Consider the following 17285-nt stretch of genomic DNA (forward strand, 5'->3'; position numbering starts at 1 on the left):
CGTCCATGCGCCCCTGACAAACGTCACGGCCCCGCTGTGACAGCCGCGCTACCCGGCCGCCCGCCCCGCGGAGAACCCTGGATGCATGACCACACCACCAGCCATCCGGCTCACGGAACTGACCAAGACCTACGGGCGGATCACCGCCGTCGACGCCGTCGACCTGACCATCGCACCCGGTGAGGTCGTCGCCCTCCTCGGCCCGAACGGCGCCGGCAAGTCGACCACGATCGACCTCGCCCTCGGACTCGCCCGGCCGACGGCGGGCACCGCGGAGCTCTACGGCGCGACCCCGCGGGAGGCGATCGCCGCCGGCCGGGTCGGCGCGATGCTCCAGGGCGGGGCGCTGCTGCCCACGACGACCGTGGCCCAGTCCGTGGCCCTCGTGGCGAGCGTGCACCGGCACCCGCTGAGCATCGCCGAGGCGCTGGAGCGCGCCCGCTGCACCGAGATCGCGAACCAGCGGGTGAGCAAGCTCTCCGGCGGGCAGATGCAGCGGGCCCGGTTCGCGGTCGCCGTCGTGTCCAACCCGGACCTGCTCCTGCTCGACGAACCGACCGCCGCGATGGACGTCGAGGCGCGGCGCGTGTTCTGGCAGTCGATGGCCGAGTTCACCGCCGCCGGGCGCACGGTCGTCTTCGCCACCCATTACCTCGACGAGGCCGACGCCTACGCCGATCGGATCATCATGCTCGCCGCCGGACGCGTCGTCGCCGACGGCAGCCCGGGCGAGGTCAAGTCGATCGTGTCCGGCCGGCGGATCCGCCTCGCCCTCGGGCGGCCGTGGACGCCGGCGCTCGGCGCCGAGCTCGCGGCCCTGCCGGGGGTCCGCAGCGTCGAGAACCGCGGCGAGTACGTCACCCTCGTCAGCGGTGCCCCGGACGCCGCGCTGCGCCGGCTCCTCGCCGAGCACCCGGACGCCCACGACATCGAGGTCGCCTCCCACAGCATGGACGACGCCTTCCTCGCCCTCACCGCCGCATCCCCCGACGATCCTGCCACCCCCGAGAACCCTGCCGACCCCGCTCGGGCCGACGCGACCACCGAACCGATCGGAGCCCGCTCATGAGCCTCACGTATGTGCGTCTCGAGTCGCTGCGTCAACTCAAGAACACCCGCACCCTGCTGTTCACCCTCGCCGTGCCGCTCGTCATGCTCTTCGCGTTCGGCGGCACCTTCGGCGCCGGCGGGAGTATGGACGACGTCACCCACCTCCCGTGGATCGTCGTCACCACGATCCAGATGGCCGCCTACGGCGCGATGATCGCCGCGCTGTCGCAGTCGTTCAACATCGTCAACGAGCGTTCCCTGGGCTGGAACCGGCAGCTGCGCATCACCCCGCTCAGCGGCACGGGCTACCTGGTGTCCAAGGTGGTCACCGCGATGCTGCTGGCACTCGTGGCGATCGTCGTGGTCATCGCGGTGGCGGCGGTGGTGTTCCGGCCGGACCTGGGAACGGCGGCGTGGCTCGCCACCGGTCTCGGCATCTGGTTCGGGGTGCTGCCGTTCGCGCTCATCGGCCTGCTCATCGGCCAGTTCGCCAAGCCGGAGTTCGCCCAGCCGCTGTTCATGGCCGTGTTCATGGGGCTGTCGCTGCTGGGCGGGCTGTGGGTGCCGTTGCAGATCTTCCCCGCCTGGATGTCCGAGGCGGCCCAGGTCGTGCCCTCCTATTGGCTCAACCGGCTCGGCCAGATGGGCGCGCACCTGAGCGGCGACGTGCTCACACCGGCCCTCGTGCTCACCGCCTGGACCCTCGTGATCGGCACCGTCATCGTGTGGCGCTACCAGCGCGACGCGGCGCGGAGCTGAGGATGACGACCGCGGCGGGGCCGCGCCGTGCCCACGATGACCCGACCGAGCGATCGACGTAGGCTGGAGGGCATGAGCACGTGGCGCCGGCCCCGTGAGCGGCTCGCCGGCGGTGGCGCCCGCAAATGGTTCCTGGGCTCGTTCTGGGGCCTGGCGTACCTGGCCGTGCCCATCACGGCCGCGTGGGTCCGGCCGGACTTCGCGCTCGACCCGTACCTGACCACGGCGCTCATGCTCGCCCTCGGCGCGGCGTACGTGGTGCTGCCGCCGCTGCTGTGGAGCCGGGGTCGGCCGATCGTGGTGGCGGCGCTCGCCGGCTTCTTCGCGCTCACGTGCCTGGCGTTCCCGCTCATGGGAAGCGACACCGTGTGGCTGTGGATCTATCTGCCCGTGATCGCCGCCATGACCTGGCAGCCGCGTCGATTCCTCCTCGCGGTCATCGCGGTCGTGGCCCTCGCGCAGGCCGTCGTGCTCTGGCTCGCCGGGGATCTCGGCTCGGAATGGTTCATCGTCGCGTTGACCACCTCGATCGGCATCATGATGTTCGCGTTCTCTCTGCAGATCCAGGCCGTGCGGGGGCTGCGCGCGGCCCAGGGCGAGATCGCCCGGCTCGCGGTGGCCGACGAACGGGAGCGCCTCGCCCGCGACATCCACGACCTGCTCGGACATTCGCTCACCGTGGTGACGGTCAAGTCCGAGCTGGCCCGGCGGCTCGTGCCCTCCGATCCGGCGCGGGCCGTGGCCGAGCTCGACGACATCGAGCGGACGACCCGGGCCGCCCTCGTCGACCTGCGGGCCGCGGTCACCGGCTATCGCGAGGTGAACCTGGCCACCGAGCTGTCGGCCGCGCACGCGGCACTGAGCGCGGCCGGCGCCACCCCGCACCTACCCGACTCGACCGGCGGCGTCGATCCCGACCTGCGGGAGCTGTTCGCCTGGGCGTTGCGGGAGAGCGTGACGAACGTGATCCGCCACGCCCGGGCGAGGAACTGCTGGGTCGAGCTCGAACCGCGCTCGATCACGATCGTGGACGACGGCCGCGGCGGGGCGTCCCTCGACGCCGGATCGGGCGGCCGCGGCAGCGGACTCGCCGGACTCGCCGCGCGCGCTCAGCGATCCGGCGCCGTGCTCAGCGTCGCCGAACGCGATCACGGCGGCACCCTCCTGACGGTCACGGGCGGCGCGCCGTGACCGGGGCGATCCGGCTGCTCCTGGCCGACGACCAGGCCATGGTCCGCGGCGCCCTCGCGACCCTCCTCGGCCTCGAGTCGGATCTCGAGGTCGTGGCGCAGGTCGGCCGGGGAGACGAGGTGCTCGGGGCCGCGGCGCGCAGTGGCGCCGAGGTCGCGCTGCTCGACGTCGAGATGCCGGGGCTCGACGGGATCGCGGCGGCCGCGCTGCTGCGGCGGCGCCTGCCCGGCTGCCGGAGCCTTATCGTCACGACCTTCGGCCGGCCGGGGTACCTGCGCCGGGCGCTCGAGGCGGGCGCCTCCGGGTTCATCGTCAAGGACACCCCGGCGAGCGAGCTGGCCGACGCCGTGCGCCGGGTGGCCGCGGGACTGCGGGTCGTCGACCCGGTGCTCGCAGCCGAATCGCTCGCCTCGGGCCGGTCACCGTTGACGGTGCGGGAGACCGACGTGCTCCTCGTCGCACGCAAGGGGGGAACGATCAGCGAGATCGCCGCGGAGGTGAGGCTCTCCCCGGGCACCGTGCGCAATCACCTCTCGGCCGCGATCGGCAAGACCGGGGCGCGCAACCGGGCCGATGCCGCCGCGATCGCCTCCGAGCAGGGCTGGCTGCCGCCCTGACGCCTCCCGGGCGCGCATTCGAGCCCTCTCCCGCTCACGCCCGTGCGTGCAGCGCCCGCACGCCCGCGGCCACGCGTAGGAAGACCCCGCGGTCGAGCGCGGCCCCCTCCCGCCGGATCGAGCCGGTGGGCAGGAACAGCAGTCGGTCGAGGCGGACCTCGGAATCGCGTCGGCGGGCGTCCCAGTCGCCGGAGCCGACGTCCATCCAGTAGCGCCCGTTGCTCGTATCGGCCGCGCGGGTGCGCGAGTGGTCGCGGGAGGTGAGCTGGAGCCCGAGGAGGCCCCCCGGCAGCCGGGAGACGACGAGCACCGGCCGGTCCTTGCCGACGGTCGCATCCTCCTCGTACGGCACCCACGCCCAGACGACCTCGCCCGGATCGGCCTCGCCGTCGGCGTGGGCGTCGTGCCGCAGCGGGGGCAGGCCGGAGGCCGGCACGGTGTACTCCCGGGCCGGGCTCGCGGTCGGGGCCGGTACCCCGCCCCCCGCATGGCCGGTGGCGCTCCGGTTGGACGCGCGCGGCTCCCGGCGCGTGGCGCGAAGGGTCCGGGCGAGGGCCCGGCCGACCCTGCGCCACATCCTCTCTCCGGGCTTCATGTCGGCACCCTATCGGCCGAGAGTTCCGGGCCGCGAGCGTTCCGACAGCAGCCGTCAGGGGATGAGCATGGCCTTGATCGACCGGCGCTCGTCCATCGCGCGGTAGGCGTCGGCCGCCTGTTCCAGCGGCAGGGTCAGGTCGAAGACCCGGCCGGGGTCGATCCGCCGCCGCCAGATGAGGTCGATGAGCTCCGGCAGGAAGCGGCGCACGGGTGCCGGGCAGCCGTGCAGGTGCACGGCGGACTGGAACAGCTCCGGGCCGGGCACGTCGCCGTGTGGGAGCCCGACGAAGCCGACATGGCCGCCGGGGCGGGCCGATCCGATCGCCTGCTGCATCGACTCCGCGGTGCCGACCGCCTCGATCACCGAATGGGCGCCGAGCCCACCGGTCAGCTCACGAACCCGGGCGGCGCCGTCCTCGGCCCGTTCGGTCACGATCTCGGTGGCGCCGAACTCGAGCGCAAGCCGCCGGCGGTCGGCGTGCCGGGACATCGCGATGACCTGCTCCGCCCCGAGTCGCCGGGCCGCGAGCGCGGCGAGCAGGCCGACCGCGCCGTCGCCGACGACCGCGACGGACCTTCCCGGTCCCGCCTCCGCCGCCACGGCGGCGAACCAGCCGGTGCCGAGCACGTCCGAGGCGGCGAGCAGCGAGGCGAGGAGGTCGTCGTCCGGGTACTCGGGAGTGGCCACGAGCGTGCCGTCGGCCCAGGGGATGCGGGCCCGCTCCGCCTGGGTGCCGATGCCGCCCATGCCCACGAAGTGGACGCACCGGGACTGGTAGCCGGCCGTGCAGATCTCGCACGTGTTGTCCGAGGCGATGAACGAGCCCACGACGAACTCACCCGGTACGACCGTGCGCACCTGTGGGCCGATCTCCTCGACCACCCCGACGTACTCGTGGCCCATGGGCTGGTCGCGCACCTCCCGGTCGCCCCGGTAGGGCCACAGATCCGAACCGCACACGCACGTGGCCACCACCCGGATGATCGCGTCCGTCGGCTCGCGGAGCCGCGGATCGGGCCGGTCCACCACGCGTACGTCCCCCGGGGCGTGCATGACGACTGCGCGCATCTCGACCACTCCTCCCGCGCCGGCGACTCGTGCCTTCCATGACACCACTCGGTGGCCGACGGCGCGAGGTGGACGGGCGCTCAGTCCTCTTCGGGTGTCAGCAGTTCCTGCCGCTCCGCGCGGACGCGGTCGGCATCCTCGGTGTTCCCGCGGCTCTCCAAGAGGTCGGCGAGGGTCGTGAGCCTGTGCGCGAAGTCGTGTCCATGAAGGGTTCGATTCGCGCGAGTCAGCTGCCGGGATATATCGGCGGCGCGCCGAGCGACGGGGAGCGCGGACTCCGGGTCGCCGGACCGCGTGAGTACCCGAGCGTACGTATCGAGCGACGAGGCCAGAGCCGGCAAATTGGCTGCAGGGTTGGCACTGGCCAGTTCCTCGCGGATCGCAACCGACCGCTGTGCGGCCGCCCGCGCATCCGATACGTGCCCGAGGCGGTCAAGAGCTGTGGCGTATGTATTGAGCGTGAGGGCCAGACCGGGCAGATTGGCCATCTCGTTCTCTTGCACGAGCTGGGTGCGGATCTCGAGTGATCGTCGAGCGGGCGCGAGTGCTTCGTCGACGGCCCCGGTCTGAAGCAGGATATGGGCGAGGTTGTTCAACGCGGCACTGAGCTCGGGCAGGAAGATCGTCGGGTAGCGCTTCGTCAACTGGTCGAATACGTCGATCGAGCGTCGCGTGACATCGAGCGCCTCCGTGTCGTGTCCAGCTCGGAAGAGTTGGACGGAGTAGTTGGTCAAGGCGAGTGCGAGGCTTGGATTCGGCTCATCCGGGGTCGTGGGTAGGACTCTCTCGAAGGTGTCGACTGCGCGTGCGGCGAGGTGGAGTGCCTCCTCCTCGCGACCGACGGCGCGGAGCCTGTTCGAAAGATTGCTCAGCGACGTGGCAAGGCCGGCGAGGTAGAGGTCCGGATAGTCCTGCGCCAATCGTTCACGGATCCGCACGGCGCTCTCGGCAGGCCGTAGAGCCTCCATGTGTCGACCGGCGTGTGCGAGGTCGATGGCGTAGTTGTTGAAGGCCTTGGCGAGAATGGGTAGATAGGCATCAGGTAGGTGATCGGCCAACTCCGCGTGGAGTCCGACCGCGCGCTCGCTCATCTTGAGCGCCGCGGGGTGATCGCCCACTGCGGCGAGTGAGTCAGCCGCGGTTGCGTATGCGTCTGCAAGTTCGGGCAAATACCGTTTCGGGTCGGAGTCTGCGAACTGTTCGTAGCGCTCCACTGCTTCGATCGCCGAGTCCACGGCGGCACGGTGCTCCCCGACCTGGGACTGGGTGAGGGACAACTCCGTGAGTAGGCGCGAAAGACGCGGTTGCTCCGCGGGATCCGAATCGGCCAGCAGTCTCTGCCGATCGACCCGGACATGGAGGGGCTCGTTCAGTCGAGTATTCGCAGGGGTGATGCTCGCACCGCGCGAGCCGGGCCCGGCGACCGGACCCGTATCTCCGCTGAGAAGAGCCCGCGTCGCCGCCGGCATGCGGGCCTGGCCCATTCCCGCGGTGGCCCGGATGATCGCGTTCTCGTCGTCGAGGATCGCGCGGGCGATCCCCATATAGTCCCAGGCGAGCGCGGACTCCGCCACGCCGGGCTCGGCCAGGCGCATCAAGACGAGGTGTTCGTCCTCGATGAGCGCGGGCCGATGGTGGAGTTGGAACATACGCACCGCATCGATGCTGAATTCGGCGGGGTTGGCCGGCGCCAGCAGGAACCGTTCGGCCTCTCGGGCTCGCGCTTCGTCACGTTCAGTGCTGGTCCAGCCGGCGCCCCGGTGCTCACCGTCGAGCGGAACCCGGGAGAGCACGACGTTGAGAGTGGGGCGGCCCTCGCGAGCGAGCGGAGCGAGGGACCGAAAGACCATGCGGGTGCCATCGCGCTGTTCGGGCAGGTCGAGGTAGAGCGCATACACCTCGTCCGCCAACTCGGAGAGCACGAGCGAGTTGCTGTTGGTGATCCCCGTGCGAGCGTCGATGAACACGAGATCGGGCTCGAGGTCTTGTTCGATGCGGTCGAGAAGACGCCCCATGAGATCGACGGCCGAGCCGTCGTCCACCCGGGCGTCGAAGTTGAGCCGCTGGAGCTGACCGAAGTAGTTGGGAGAGGAGAGATCGCCTGCGGGCATGAGCCAGAGCGAACCACCCTGATCGACGATGCCGACGTTCGGGGCGAGGTCCGGTTCGAGGAGGTAGCCGTCCAGCGAGTCCGGCTCCTCGTCGCCCAGGGCGGTGTCGAGGAGCCAGCCCACGAGACCGCTGCAAGTGGTGGCGGCGGGATCGACGCCGAACTTGTACAACGCACCCGGGGCCTCGAGGTCCATGTCGATGACCACGACCTTCTTGCCCGCGATCGCACAGAACGCCGCGACGTTGGCAAGGGCCAGGGTGCGCCCAGTGCCGCCCTTATAGCTGTAGAACGCAATCCGCTTCACGCCGCCATCCCGAAGAATCCGCGACTTCGATCGAGCCGGTGCGGCTGCTCGGGACGGTTCGGCCGCAGTGTCACGGGCTGCCTCGGCGGGCGGGCCGCCTGGCGCAGGAGTTCCGCGAGCTCCTTCACCAGCGCCGGGTCCGCCGCCACGGTGTCATGGTCGAGTAGGCGTGAGATCACGCGGGTGACGTCGAGGTTCTGGGTCGGACGTGCCAGCTCTTCCCGCAGGAGGGGAAGCAGATCACGCGCGAGTCCGCGGCTGAGCGGAATGTCGGTCGGAAGAACGCGCGTCGTGGGAATACGTGCCTGGACCGCTGCCTCGAGTGCCGCCCAGGTGTCGAACTCCCGATCGATCCGGTCGAGACCGTGCTCACCGATGGCCCATTCGACCTCTGCGATGCCGATTTCGATCGGGGCGCCCGGACGGTAGGGGGTGTGGCGCCGGTAGGTGCCGTCGGCATCCCGGGAGATATACACCTCCCCGTACCGGGCGGCGGCGACGAGGACCTTGCTCATGTGACCTCCTCGAGGATCGTCAGGCGGAGTCGACCCGATTCCTGTTCGTGTCGAAGCTCCGCGAGCAGCAGGGCGGAGTCCTCGATGTCCGTGGCGTCCTCCGAGCCGAGTCCGCGCAGGGCTGATCGGAGCACGTCGTCCTTGTATCGGCGCGCGACCCGGATCTCCGCGACATCGCTCATCGGTCGCTGGCCGGCCCGGCAGACGAGTTCGACGAGGTCGTGGTTCTCGTCTCCCTCGGACAGAAGCATCGGCCATCGGGGCCGTGGGGATGAGGGAATCCGGGCGGCGAGGCGCGCGACGGCCACGTCGGCGCGTGAGTCCCAGCCGGCCACATCCTCGCTCAACCGAGCCGCGTGGAAACGACCCCCATGACCGTATTCGGCAGCGCTGTTGTGCGGCACGACGATCGGCTCGTCCCCGTCGAGGGCCGGATACGAGAGCCGAAACGGTCCATAGCGGTCGTCGCCGGGGCAGTCGGGAATATCCAGCGTCCCGTAGACCGCCCGCGTGTACACGCCGATGCCGCGCTCGAAGGCCGCTCGCCGCTCTCCCCAGGAATTGCCGTAGGTCAGCCGCTCCGCCTGCGTCTCGCCGACCTCCGCCGCGCGTACGTCGAATGTGCTGACGATGGTCGGGGGCTCGAGGCCACGGAAGCGGAGCAGCTTGCGCGCATCGACGTTCGTGCCGATGAGGCTCGTGCGTGCGACATCGCGGAAATCGGAGTGGGCGGTGCTCCGCTCGCACACCTCGTCGGCGCGCTCGCGCCAGCGTGGCGCATTCCGCTCGGTGCACGCCTCGACATCCATGAACAGAGCCTATCCCGGCCCCACCGACATTCCCGATGGCACAACGACGTGGGGAGTCGCTGCCGGGCTCGGCAGCGACTCCCCACGTCGTCGGTCGTCCCGCAGTCAGTCGGTCTCGACGACGAGCGGGTAGACCCCGTTCTCGTCGTGCACCTCCCGGCCGGTCACGGGCGGGTTGAACACGCAGACCATCCGCATCTCCTCGTCGGCCTGGAGCGTGTGCTTCTCGTGCCCGTTGAGCAGGTAGAGGCTGCCGTCGCGCAGCTCGTGCACCTCACCGGTCTCGAGGTTCGTGATCCGGCCCGAGCCGCCGACGCAGTACACGGCCTCGACGTGGTTCTGATAGTGGAACGTCGAGGTGGTGCCGGCGAAGATGGTCGTCTCGTGCAGGGAGAAGCCGACCTTCTCCCGGGCGAGGATCATCCGGCGGCTGCGCCAGTTCTCGGTGACGATGTCGCGGTCGGTCTCGTCGAAGTCTTCGATGTTGGTGACGATCATGATGGGTTCCTCGGGCTCAGACGGCGGCTAGTTCGGGCGTGCGGACGACGCTGGCGACCGCCTCGGCGAAGATGTCGAGCCCAGCGGTCAGGTCGGCCAGGCCGATCGTCAGCGGCGGCATGAGCTTGACCACCTCGTCCTCCGGCCCGGAGGTCTCCACCATAAGCCCGCCGCTGTAGCACGCGGCGGCGATCTTCTTGGCGGCCGTGGGGTCGCTGAACATGATGCCCGCGAGCAGCCCGCGACCACGCACGTAGCCGCCGCTCTGCACGGCGATCTCCTCGAGCCGGGCGTGGAACGCGGCGATGACGCCGGCCACCTCGTTCTGGAAGTCGTCGTCGGCCCAATACGTCTCCAGGGCCGCCGTCGCCGTGACGAACGCCGGAGCATTGCCGCGGAAGGTGCCGTTGTGCTCGCCCGGCTCCCACACGTCCAGCTCGCGACGGAACATCGTCAGCGCCATCGGCAGGCCGTAGCCGGAGATCGACTTCGACACGGTGACGATGTCCGGGACGATGCCGGCCTCCTCGAAGGAGAAGAAGGTGCCCGTGCGGCCGCAGCCGGCCTGGATGTCGTCGACGATGAGCAGCACGTCGTGACGCTTGCAGAGCTCGGCCAGGCCGCGCAGCCACTCGGGCCGGGCGGCGCGCAGCCCGCCCTCACCCTGGACCGTCTCGACGATGATCGCGGCCGGCTTGTCCACGCCGGAGCCGGAGTCGCCGAGCACACGGTCGAGCCACAGGAAGTCGGGGGTCTCGCCGTCCAGGTAGTCGTCGTAGGGGATGGTCGAGCTGTGGCTCAGCGGGATGCCGGCGCCCTTGCGCTTCATGCCGTTGCCGGTGATCGCGAGCGAGCCGAGGGTCATCCCGTGGAATGCGTTCGTGAACGAGAGCACGTGCTCGCGCCCGGTCACCTTGCGGGCGAGCTTGAGCGCGGCCTCGACCGCGTTCGTGCCCGTGGGCCCGGGGAACATGACCTTGTAGTCGAGCCCACGGGGGGACAGGATGAGCCGGTCGAACGTCTCGAGGAAGGTCCGCTTCGCGGGGGTCTTCATGTCGAGCGAGTGGACGACGGCCCCGGACTGCAGGTACTCGAGCAGCGGTGCGAGCAGGGTGGGGTTGTTGTGGCCGTAGTTGAGCGCGCCGGCGCCCGAGAAGAAGTCCAGGTACTCGGTGCCGTCCTCGGCGCGCTGCCGGCAGCCGGAGGCGGCGACGAAGGTCGCAGGCCAATTGCGCGGGTAGCCTCGAACCTCGGATTCCAGGGTGTCGAAGACGTCGGTCGTCACGGGTGTGTCCTTTCCTCTCGGCGGGGTGCCGAAGTGAACTGTCTGGTGGAGCTGTGAGTCGACGGGCGGGATCGCCGCATCGACCGGTCTCAGGAGAGCGGTCCGATCTCGAAGAGGTACTCGGTCTCGTGGGAGTCCGGGTAGTGCTCCGGGGTGAAGAGCGCGGTGCGCGAGCAGGTGGCTCCGCGACGGTCCGCGAACCCGGTGAACAGCGAGATCGAGGCCGTGTTGTCCGCGGTGATCGTGGTCTCGAGCCGGTCCGGCCGGGTGGCCTCGACCAGGTGATCGAGCATTCCCTTCGCCAGCCCGCGACCACGGAAGCGGGCGTCGGTGGCGACCTGCCAGATCATCAGGGTGCCCGGGGCGTCGGGACGGAGGTACCCGGTGATGAACCCCGCGAATGCACCGTCGATCACGGCCACGACGGAGGTCTGTGCGAAGTCCCGGCACCACAGCAGGTAGGCGTAGGAGGAATTGAGATCCAGCACGCCGGTGTCCCGCGCCAGGCGCCACATGGGACTGCCGTCGGCGAGGGTGGGGGAGCGGAATTCGGGGGGACTCGGAACGGTCGGATCGGGATCGGTAACGGGGTCTGCGCTTATGTCAGGCATCGCGTTCCAACCTAACGAGTAGAGCGGCCACGTCAAGGGCGGAAAAGCCGGAATTGACTCATTTTGCCCCCGCTTGACCCGGTGGGCCCGCTCGGGGCGACCTGCGATCTGCCGCGGGCCGTCAACGTAAAGTCCGCATCGAGGGGAGCCCTCGAGACGGCCGCTGCCATCGTTATCGATTCGTGACCGAGATGTGTCACAGGGTGATGTCGGTCACGGCGAAAGCGGTGGACGGGGGGCCTCAGCGGCCGAACAGGATCCGGCGAGGGGTGGCGAGGGAGAGCCGCCGGGCGCCCGCGCGGCCCATGCGCCGGTCGAGGGCCCGGGCGGCCGCCGAGATGAGCACGTTGACGACGATGTAGACGATCGTGACCACGAGGTAGGTCTGCACGAGATCGCCCGTGTTCGCGATGAGCACACGGCCGCTCTGCAGCAGCTCCGCGTAGGAGACGACGTAGCCGAACGCCGTGTCCTTGACCACGATGACCGCCTGCGCCACGAGGGAGGGGATGACGATCCGCAGGGCCTGCGGCAGCACGATCGAACGGAACGTCTGCCCCGGGGTGAGCCCGATGGTCAGGCCCGCCTCGGTCTGCCCGCGGGGAAGGGCGAGGATGCCGGCCCGGAACACCTCGGCGATGACGGCCGAGGCGCACAACGAGATCGGCAGCACGAGCTGGGCGAACCGGCTCGCGTTGATCCCGTACGCGGGCAGCGCGAACATGAACACGTAGATGACCAGCAGCACCGGGATCGCCCGGAAGAGCTCGATGAAGGCGATGCACGGCCACCGCAGCGGCGGGAGGTGCGAGAGGCGCCCGAGCGCGAGCAGCAGCCCCGCGGGCACCGAGATGAGGCCGGCGACCGCGGCGGCCACCATCGTGTTCTTCAAGGCAACACCGAGGTAGCGCAGCGTGCCCGGCTCGGTGAACGTGCGCCACTTCGAGGGCGCGAGCGCCCCCGAGGCGGAGAAGCGGTAGACGACGAAGGCCGCCAGGCCCGCGAGCGCGAGGAGCGAGAGCCAGGTGAGGAGGCGGATCCACCGGCGGGCCCGCGGCCCGGCCGTGTCGAAGACGGCGTGGGCGCTCACCTGAGCACCTGCACCCGCGCCTCGACCCGCGAGCCGATTCCGGCCGCGAGGAGGGAGATGACCGCGTAGATCACGGCGACGACGCCGAAGGTGACGAGGCCGAGGGCCTCCTTCGAGTTGATGAGCGAGGCCGTGTAGGTCAGGTCGGGCTGGCCCACGACGGCGGCCATCGAGGAGGAGAGCAGGATCCCGATGAACAGGGTCACGAGCGGGCCCACGACCGAGCGGGCCGCCTGCGGGACGACCAGGTGCCGCATGATCCCCAGGAAGGACAGCCCGATCGCCCGGGCCGCCTCCACCTGGCCGGCGCCGACCGTGTTGATCCCGGTGCGCAGGGTCTCGCACGCGAACGCGGTGCCCACGGCGGTCGTGGCGAGGATGACCCCGGGCAGGAACCCGGGATTGAAGCCGATGTCGGGCAGGCCGTACACGACCAGCACGACGAGCGCCACGAGCGGGACGTTGCGGAAGATCTCCACGTAGACCGAACCCACCGCCCGCAGCGGCGGTATCGGGCTGATCCGGAACACGGCGAGGATCGTGCCGGCCGCGAGCGCCCCGGCGAACGAGATCCCGGTGATGCGCAGGGTGAGCCACAGCGCCGACGCGAGCGTCGGCACGTAGTGCTCGATCAGAACGCCCATCGCATCCTCACTCCCCGCCTGTCACAGGCCGGTGTCCCCGGGCGTCGGCGGCGCCGGCGGGGTGTCCAGGCCCGTGCGGTCGCCGATCGTCAGCTGCCACACCTTCGCCCACGTGCCGTCGTCGGTGATCTGGGTGAGGAACTCGTTGATGAAGTCGACCGCGTCCGAGTCGGAGTTCACGCCGATGCCGTACAGGTCACGCGGACCGAACGCCTCGCCGACGAGCTTGACGTCGTCCTCGGCCACGACGGCGTTGAGGAGGAGGGTCTCGTCGATGACGTAGGCGTCCGCGTTGCCCTGCTGCACGGCGGCGAGGGCCTGGGCGTGGTCGGGCAGTGCGACGATCTCCGCCTCGGGCGCCTCCTCCTCGAGGAGCGTGACGCCGGTGGAGTTCGCCTGGGTGGCCACCTTCTTGCCCGCGAGGTCCGCGATCGAGGTGATCTCCTCGTTGTCCTTCGTGACCAGAATCCCCGCCTGGGAGCTGTAGTACGGGCCGGCGAAGGCGATCCGCTCGGCTCGCTCGGGGGTGATCGAGTACGTGGCGATGACCGTGTCGACCGTGTTCTGCTCGAGCAGCGACTCGCGGGTGTCCACCGTGACCTGCTGCAGGTCCGTGCTCACCTCGCCGAGGATGTATCGGCTGAGCAGCTGAGAGATCGCGGCGTCGAAGCCGCGGGCCTCGCCGCTCGTGGGGTCGAGCAACGAGAAGAGCTCGGAGGTCTCGGTGCCGCCGACCTCGAGCACACCGGCCTCGCGCACGCCGCTGGCCCACTCGTTGGCCTCGACCGTGGCGTCGTCGGCGACCGGTCCCGAGCCGATGAGCTCCGTGTAGGCGTCACCGCCGCCGGAATCCTCGGCAGAGCAGGCCGCCAGGGACACGGCCGTCATGGCCGCGACGGCCAGGACCGCCAGGGGGGTGCGGGTTCTTCTCATCTGTCTCTCCTCGCTCTGTGACCGGACACCGCATCCGGGTCGCATCCTCATCGGTGCGCACGTCTTCGAAGGGTACGCATCCGCCCCGGCCGCGGGGGAGCGAAGCGGCCCGCGGCTTCGGAATTCGAGACGTCGTCCGCGATGTGAGACGACGAGCGGGAAGGAACGGGCCCGGCCCGGCGTTGGACCGATCGCACCCCACGCCCTCACGACGACCTGCGACGAAACGGACCCCGCGGTGGACTACGGCCACGACCTGCTCTTCGGATCGTTCCTCACGCCCTCGAACCGGGCGCCGGAGGAGGTGGTCGCGCTGGCAGAACACTCCGAGGCCGTCGGGCTCGACCTCGTCACGTTCCAGGATCACCCCTACCAGCCGGCCTTCCTCGACACGTGGACCCTGCTGAGCCACGTCGCCGCCCGCACGAGTCGGATCCACCTGTCCGGGAACGTGCTCAACGTGCCGCTGCGCAACCCGGCCGTGCTCGCCCGCTCCGTCGCCACCCTCGACCTCCTCAGCGGCGGCCGCGTGGAACTGGGGCTCGGCACGGGCGCGTTCTGGGACGCGATGGTCGCCCTGGGCGTCGACCGGCTCACCCCCGGCGAGGCCGTGACCGCGATCGGGGAGGCGAATGAGCGTATCGACGACGCGGCCGCCTCCGTGGGTCGCGCCCCCGCGGCGATTCGTCGCCTCCTCAACATCGGCGGGCGCTTCTCCGGACGGCGCGCGCCCGGCATGTTCGCCGGCACGCCGCAGCAGTGGGCCGAGCAGCTCGCGGAGCTCGCCACCGAGTACGGAACGAGCGCGTTCATCCTCGGCAGCGACGACCCGACCGACCTGACCGTCTTCGGCCGGGAGGTCGCCCCCGCGGTCCGTGAGCTCGTCGCCGGCGCACGCGCATGACCGACTACGGCCACCCGCTGGAGTTCGGGCTCGCGCTCGAGGCCGGCACCGAGGACCCGCACGCGCCGGTCCGCCTCGCACGGCTCGCGGAGGAGGCGGGCCTCGACCTCGTCACCGTGGGGAACCCCGAGGCGGATGCCGGCGGCCCCGCCGAGCCCTGGACCGTGCTCGGCTGGATCGCCGGACGCACGAGCCGGATCCGCCTCGCCGCCACCGGTGTGCGCACCGCCGATCACAACGCCGCCGTGCTTGCCCGGGCCATCGCGAGCCTCGACCTCCTCGGCGGCGGCCGGGTCGAGGCCGGCCTGACCGGTGAGGACGCCGACGACTCCGAGCTCGTCGAGGCACTGACGATCATCCGCGGCATGTGGGACGCCGGCCGGCCGGGCCGGCTGCACGCCGACGGCTCCCGCCACCGGGTCGCCGGCGCCGAGCGCGGGCCCGCACCGGCGCACCACCTCCCCATCCACCTGAGCGGCGACTCACCGGAGCAGCTCGACCTCGTCGGCCGCCACGCAGATGGCTGGCTCGTCCCGGCCGGAATCATGAGCCTCGACCGGCTCACCGGCGCCCATGAGGCGATCGATACTGCCGCGATCGCAGCGGGCCGCGACCCCCGGGAGGTCCGGCGCATTCTCACGCTGACGGATGTGCCCGACCTGACCGGGCGAGGAGGCGGCCCCCACCCGCGGGTGGCGGACCTGGTGGCGCTCATCGTCGACGGCGGGGTCGCCACGATCCTGCTCGCGACCGGCGACGTCGCCGGTGCCGAGCGATTCGCGCGGGTCGTCGTGCCCGCCGTGAGGGCGGCGGCGGCTACGCGGCGGACACGGGCCGGCACCCGGGTGAGCTCCGTCGTCCCCACGCGGGTACGGCGCCGGCGCCGCGAGGGGATCGACTACGACGCCGTTCCGACCGCCCTGCGGGCCGACGCGGTCGAACCCGGCGACGCCGGCTACGGGGCGGTGCGCTCGAACTACGTCCGCGGGGGCGCGCCCGGTCTCGTGCTGCGGCCGCGCTCGGCCGGCGAGGTGGCGCTCGCGCTCGAGTGGGCACGCACCCAGCCCGTGGACCTCGGGGTGCGCAGCGGCGGTCACGGCTTCTCCGGCCGCTCGACCAACGACGGCGGGATCGTCATCGACCTGGGCCACCTGCGCTCGATCGACGTGCTCGACGAACGCACCCGGCTCGTGCGGATCGAGCCCGGGGCCCGCTGGGGCGACGTGGCGGCCGCCCTGCGCCCCCACGGCTGGGCGCTCAGCTCCGGCGACTCCGGCGGGGTCGGCGTGGGCGGGCTCGCCACCGCCGGCGGCATCGGGTTCCTCTCCCGCGCGCACGGGCTGACGATCGATCGGCTGCGCGCGGTCGAGGTGATCCTCGCCGACGGCTCCCGGGTGCGGGCGAGCGAGAGCGAGAAGGCGGACCTGTTCTTCGGCATGCGCGGGGCCGGATTCAACTTCGGCATCGCCGTCGCGTTCGAGTTCGAGGTGGCGGAGGTCGGCGAGATCGGCTTCGGCCGGCTCGTCTTCGACGTGACCGCGGACATCGCGGGCTTCCTGCAGCGGTGGGGTGCCGCGGTCGAGGCGTCCCCGCGGGAGGTGACGAGCTTCCTGCTCATGGGCGGCTCGCGGGACGGCCGCTTCCTCGCGCAGACGATGACCGTGGTCGACTCCGACGATCCCGACACGATCGTCTCCCGGCTGCAGCCGCTGGCCGCCGTGGCCCCGATGGTCGACCGGCAGGTCGCGCTCCTGCCCTACGACGCCCTCGTGAGCGCGGGCCCCCGCACGGGGCATGCGGGCTCCGGCGAGCCCGCCGCCCGGTCCGGGCTGCTCACCCGCGTGAGCGCCGACTTCGCCCGCGACGCCGAGCTGCTCCTGCGCGGCGGCGGCACCTACTTCTTCCAGATCCGCGCCCTCGGGGGCGCGACCACGGACGTCGCACCGCACGAGACGGCCTTCGCACATCGCAGCGCCCAGTTCTCCGTACTGGCGATGGGGACCCCCTCCCGGCTCGACCCGCTGTGGGAGCCGATGCGCTCCCACTTCGTGGGCCTGTACCTGAGCTTCGAGACCGATCGCAGCCCCGAGCGACTGGCCGAGGCGTTCCCGCCGGCGACCCTCGCCCGGCTGCGCGACCTCAAGCGCCGCTACGACCCGGAGAACGTGTTCCGCGACAACTTCAACATCGAACCGCGTGCCCCCGGCGAGCCGCCCCGATAGGCAGGCGGGACGGGGGTGGGCCGGGGCGCGAGCGAGCACCGCCCGGGGGTGAGCGCGGGGTGAGGCGGCGGGTG

The 17285-nt window shown here is 71.2% G+C and carries 17 protein-coding genes; 6 read left to right on the forward strand and 11 right to left on the reverse strand.

What is annotated here, in order from left to right; all coding sequences use genetic code 11:
- Positions 1-85 precede the first annotated feature (85 nt).
- The 4 genes from GCG21_RS01015 to GCG21_RS01030 all read left to right on the forward strand — a co-directional run bounded on the left by GCG21_RS01015 (position 86) and on the right by GCG21_RS01030 (position 3617).
- The gene (locus tag GCG21_RS01015) at positions 86-1069 is read left to right on the forward strand and encodes an ABC transporter ATP-binding protein (protein WP_152817418.1); all 984 of its coding nucleotides are present in this window, start codon (positions 86-88) and stop codon (positions 1067-1069) included.
- Entirely contained in the window at positions 1066-1809 is a 744-nt protein-coding gene (locus GCG21_RS01020; RefSeq protein ID WP_152817419.1) for an ABC transporter permease, read from the forward strand. The genes GCG21_RS01015 and GCG21_RS01020 overlap by 4 nt, the downstream gene beginning before the upstream one ends.
- Before the next feature lie 72 nt (positions 1810-1881).
- On the forward strand, positions 1882-3000 hold the full coding sequence (locus tag GCG21_RS01025; protein WP_194164873.1) for a sensor histidine kinase: 1119 nt from the start codon (positions 1882-1884) through the stop codon (positions 2998-3000).
- Positions 2997-3617, forward strand: a complete 621-nt coding sequence (locus GCG21_RS01030; RefSeq protein ID WP_370517183.1) for a response regulator — start codon at positions 2997-2999, stop codon at positions 3615-3617. Before GCG21_RS01025 ends, GCG21_RS01030 begins: the two co-directional genes overlap by 4 nt.
- 34 nt (positions 3618-3651) lie before the next feature.
- Here GCG21_RS01030 and GCG21_RS01035 read toward each other — a convergent pair whose 3' ends face one another.
- The 11 genes from GCG21_RS01035 to GCG21_RS01085 form a co-directional block, all read right to left on the reverse strand.
- Positions 3652-4212, reverse strand: coding sequence for a type II toxin-antitoxin system PemK/MazF family toxin (locus GCG21_RS01035; RefSeq protein ID WP_152817421.1), 561 nt, complete (start codon positions 4210-4212; stop codon positions 3652-3654).
- A gap of 54 nt (positions 4213-4266) precedes the next feature.
- A complete protein-coding gene (locus tag GCG21_RS01040; RefSeq protein WP_152817422.1) occupies positions 4267-5283 on the reverse strand; it encodes a zinc-binding dehydrogenase in 1017 nt (338 codons plus the stop codon).
- Positions 5284-5363: 80 nt separating this feature from the next.
- A complete protein-coding gene (locus GCG21_RS17140) occupies positions 5364-7700 on the reverse strand; it encodes a KGGVGR-motif variant AAA ATPase (RefSeq protein ID WP_152817423.1) in 2337 nt (778 codons plus the stop codon).
- Complete coding sequence (locus GCG21_RS01050) at positions 7697-8215, reverse strand: hypothetical protein (protein WP_152817424.1); 519 nt, start codon at positions 8213-8215, stop codon at positions 7697-7699. Before GCG21_RS01050 ends, GCG21_RS17140 begins: the two co-directional genes overlap by 4 nt.
- Positions 8212-9024, reverse strand: coding sequence for a hypothetical protein (locus GCG21_RS01055; protein WP_152817425.1), 813 nt, complete (start codon positions 9022-9024; stop codon positions 8212-8214). Before GCG21_RS01055 ends, GCG21_RS01050 begins: the two co-directional genes overlap by 4 nt.
- A gap of 105 nt (positions 9025-9129) precedes the next feature.
- Positions 9130-9522 carry an ectoine synthase gene (locus GCG21_RS01060; protein WP_152817426.1) on the reverse strand — a complete coding sequence of 131 codons (393 nt, stop codon included), beginning with the start codon at positions 9520-9522 and terminating at the stop codon, positions 9130-9132.
- 16 nt (positions 9523-9538) lie between these two features.
- Entirely contained in the window at positions 9539-10807 is a 1269-nt protein-coding gene (ectB, locus tag GCG21_RS01065) for a diaminobutyrate--2-oxoglutarate transaminase (protein WP_370517184.1), read from the reverse strand.
- Between the two features lie 89 nt (positions 10808-10896).
- The gene (gene ectA / locus GCG21_RS01070) at positions 10897-11418 is read right to left on the reverse strand and encodes a diaminobutyrate acetyltransferase (RefSeq protein WP_152817427.1); all 522 of its coding nucleotides are present in this window, start codon (positions 11416-11418) and stop codon (positions 10897-10899) included.
- A gap of 241 nt (positions 11419-11659) precedes the next feature.
- Positions 11660-12508 (reverse strand): amino acid ABC transporter permease, encoded by an 849-nt coding sequence (locus GCG21_RS01075; protein ID WP_153877343.1) that lies wholly within the window; start codon positions 12506-12508, stop codon positions 11660-11662.
- A complete protein-coding gene (locus tag GCG21_RS01080; RefSeq protein WP_152817428.1) occupies positions 12505-13152 on the reverse strand; it encodes an amino acid ABC transporter permease in 648 nt (215 codons plus the stop codon). Before GCG21_RS01080 ends, GCG21_RS01075 begins: the two co-directional genes overlap by 4 nt.
- Positions 13153-13173: 21 nt before the next feature.
- Positions 13174-14085, reverse strand: coding sequence for a transporter substrate-binding domain-containing protein (locus tag GCG21_RS01085; RefSeq protein ID WP_152817429.1), 912 nt, complete (start codon positions 14083-14085; stop codon positions 13174-13176).
- A 238-nt stretch (positions 14086-14323) separates the two neighbouring features.
- Here GCG21_RS01085 and GCG21_RS17145 point away from each other — a divergent pair, with 238 nt between their 5' ends.
- Positions 14324-14989, forward strand: coding sequence for an LLM class flavin-dependent oxidoreductase (locus GCG21_RS17145; protein ID WP_370517185.1), 666 nt, complete (start codon positions 14324-14326; stop codon positions 14987-14989).
- On the forward strand, positions 14986-17211 hold the full coding sequence (locus tag GCG21_RS01095) for an LLM class flavin-dependent oxidoreductase (protein WP_152817431.1): 2226 nt from the start codon (positions 14986-14988) through the stop codon (positions 17209-17211). Before GCG21_RS17145 ends, GCG21_RS01095 begins: the two co-directional genes overlap by 4 nt.
- Positions 17212-17285: the final 74 nt, after the last annotated feature.

The organism is Pseudactinotalea sp. HY160, assembly GCF_009372055.1.
Lineage (GTDB): Bacteria > Actinomycetota > Actinomycetes > Actinomycetales > Beutenbergiaceae > HY158.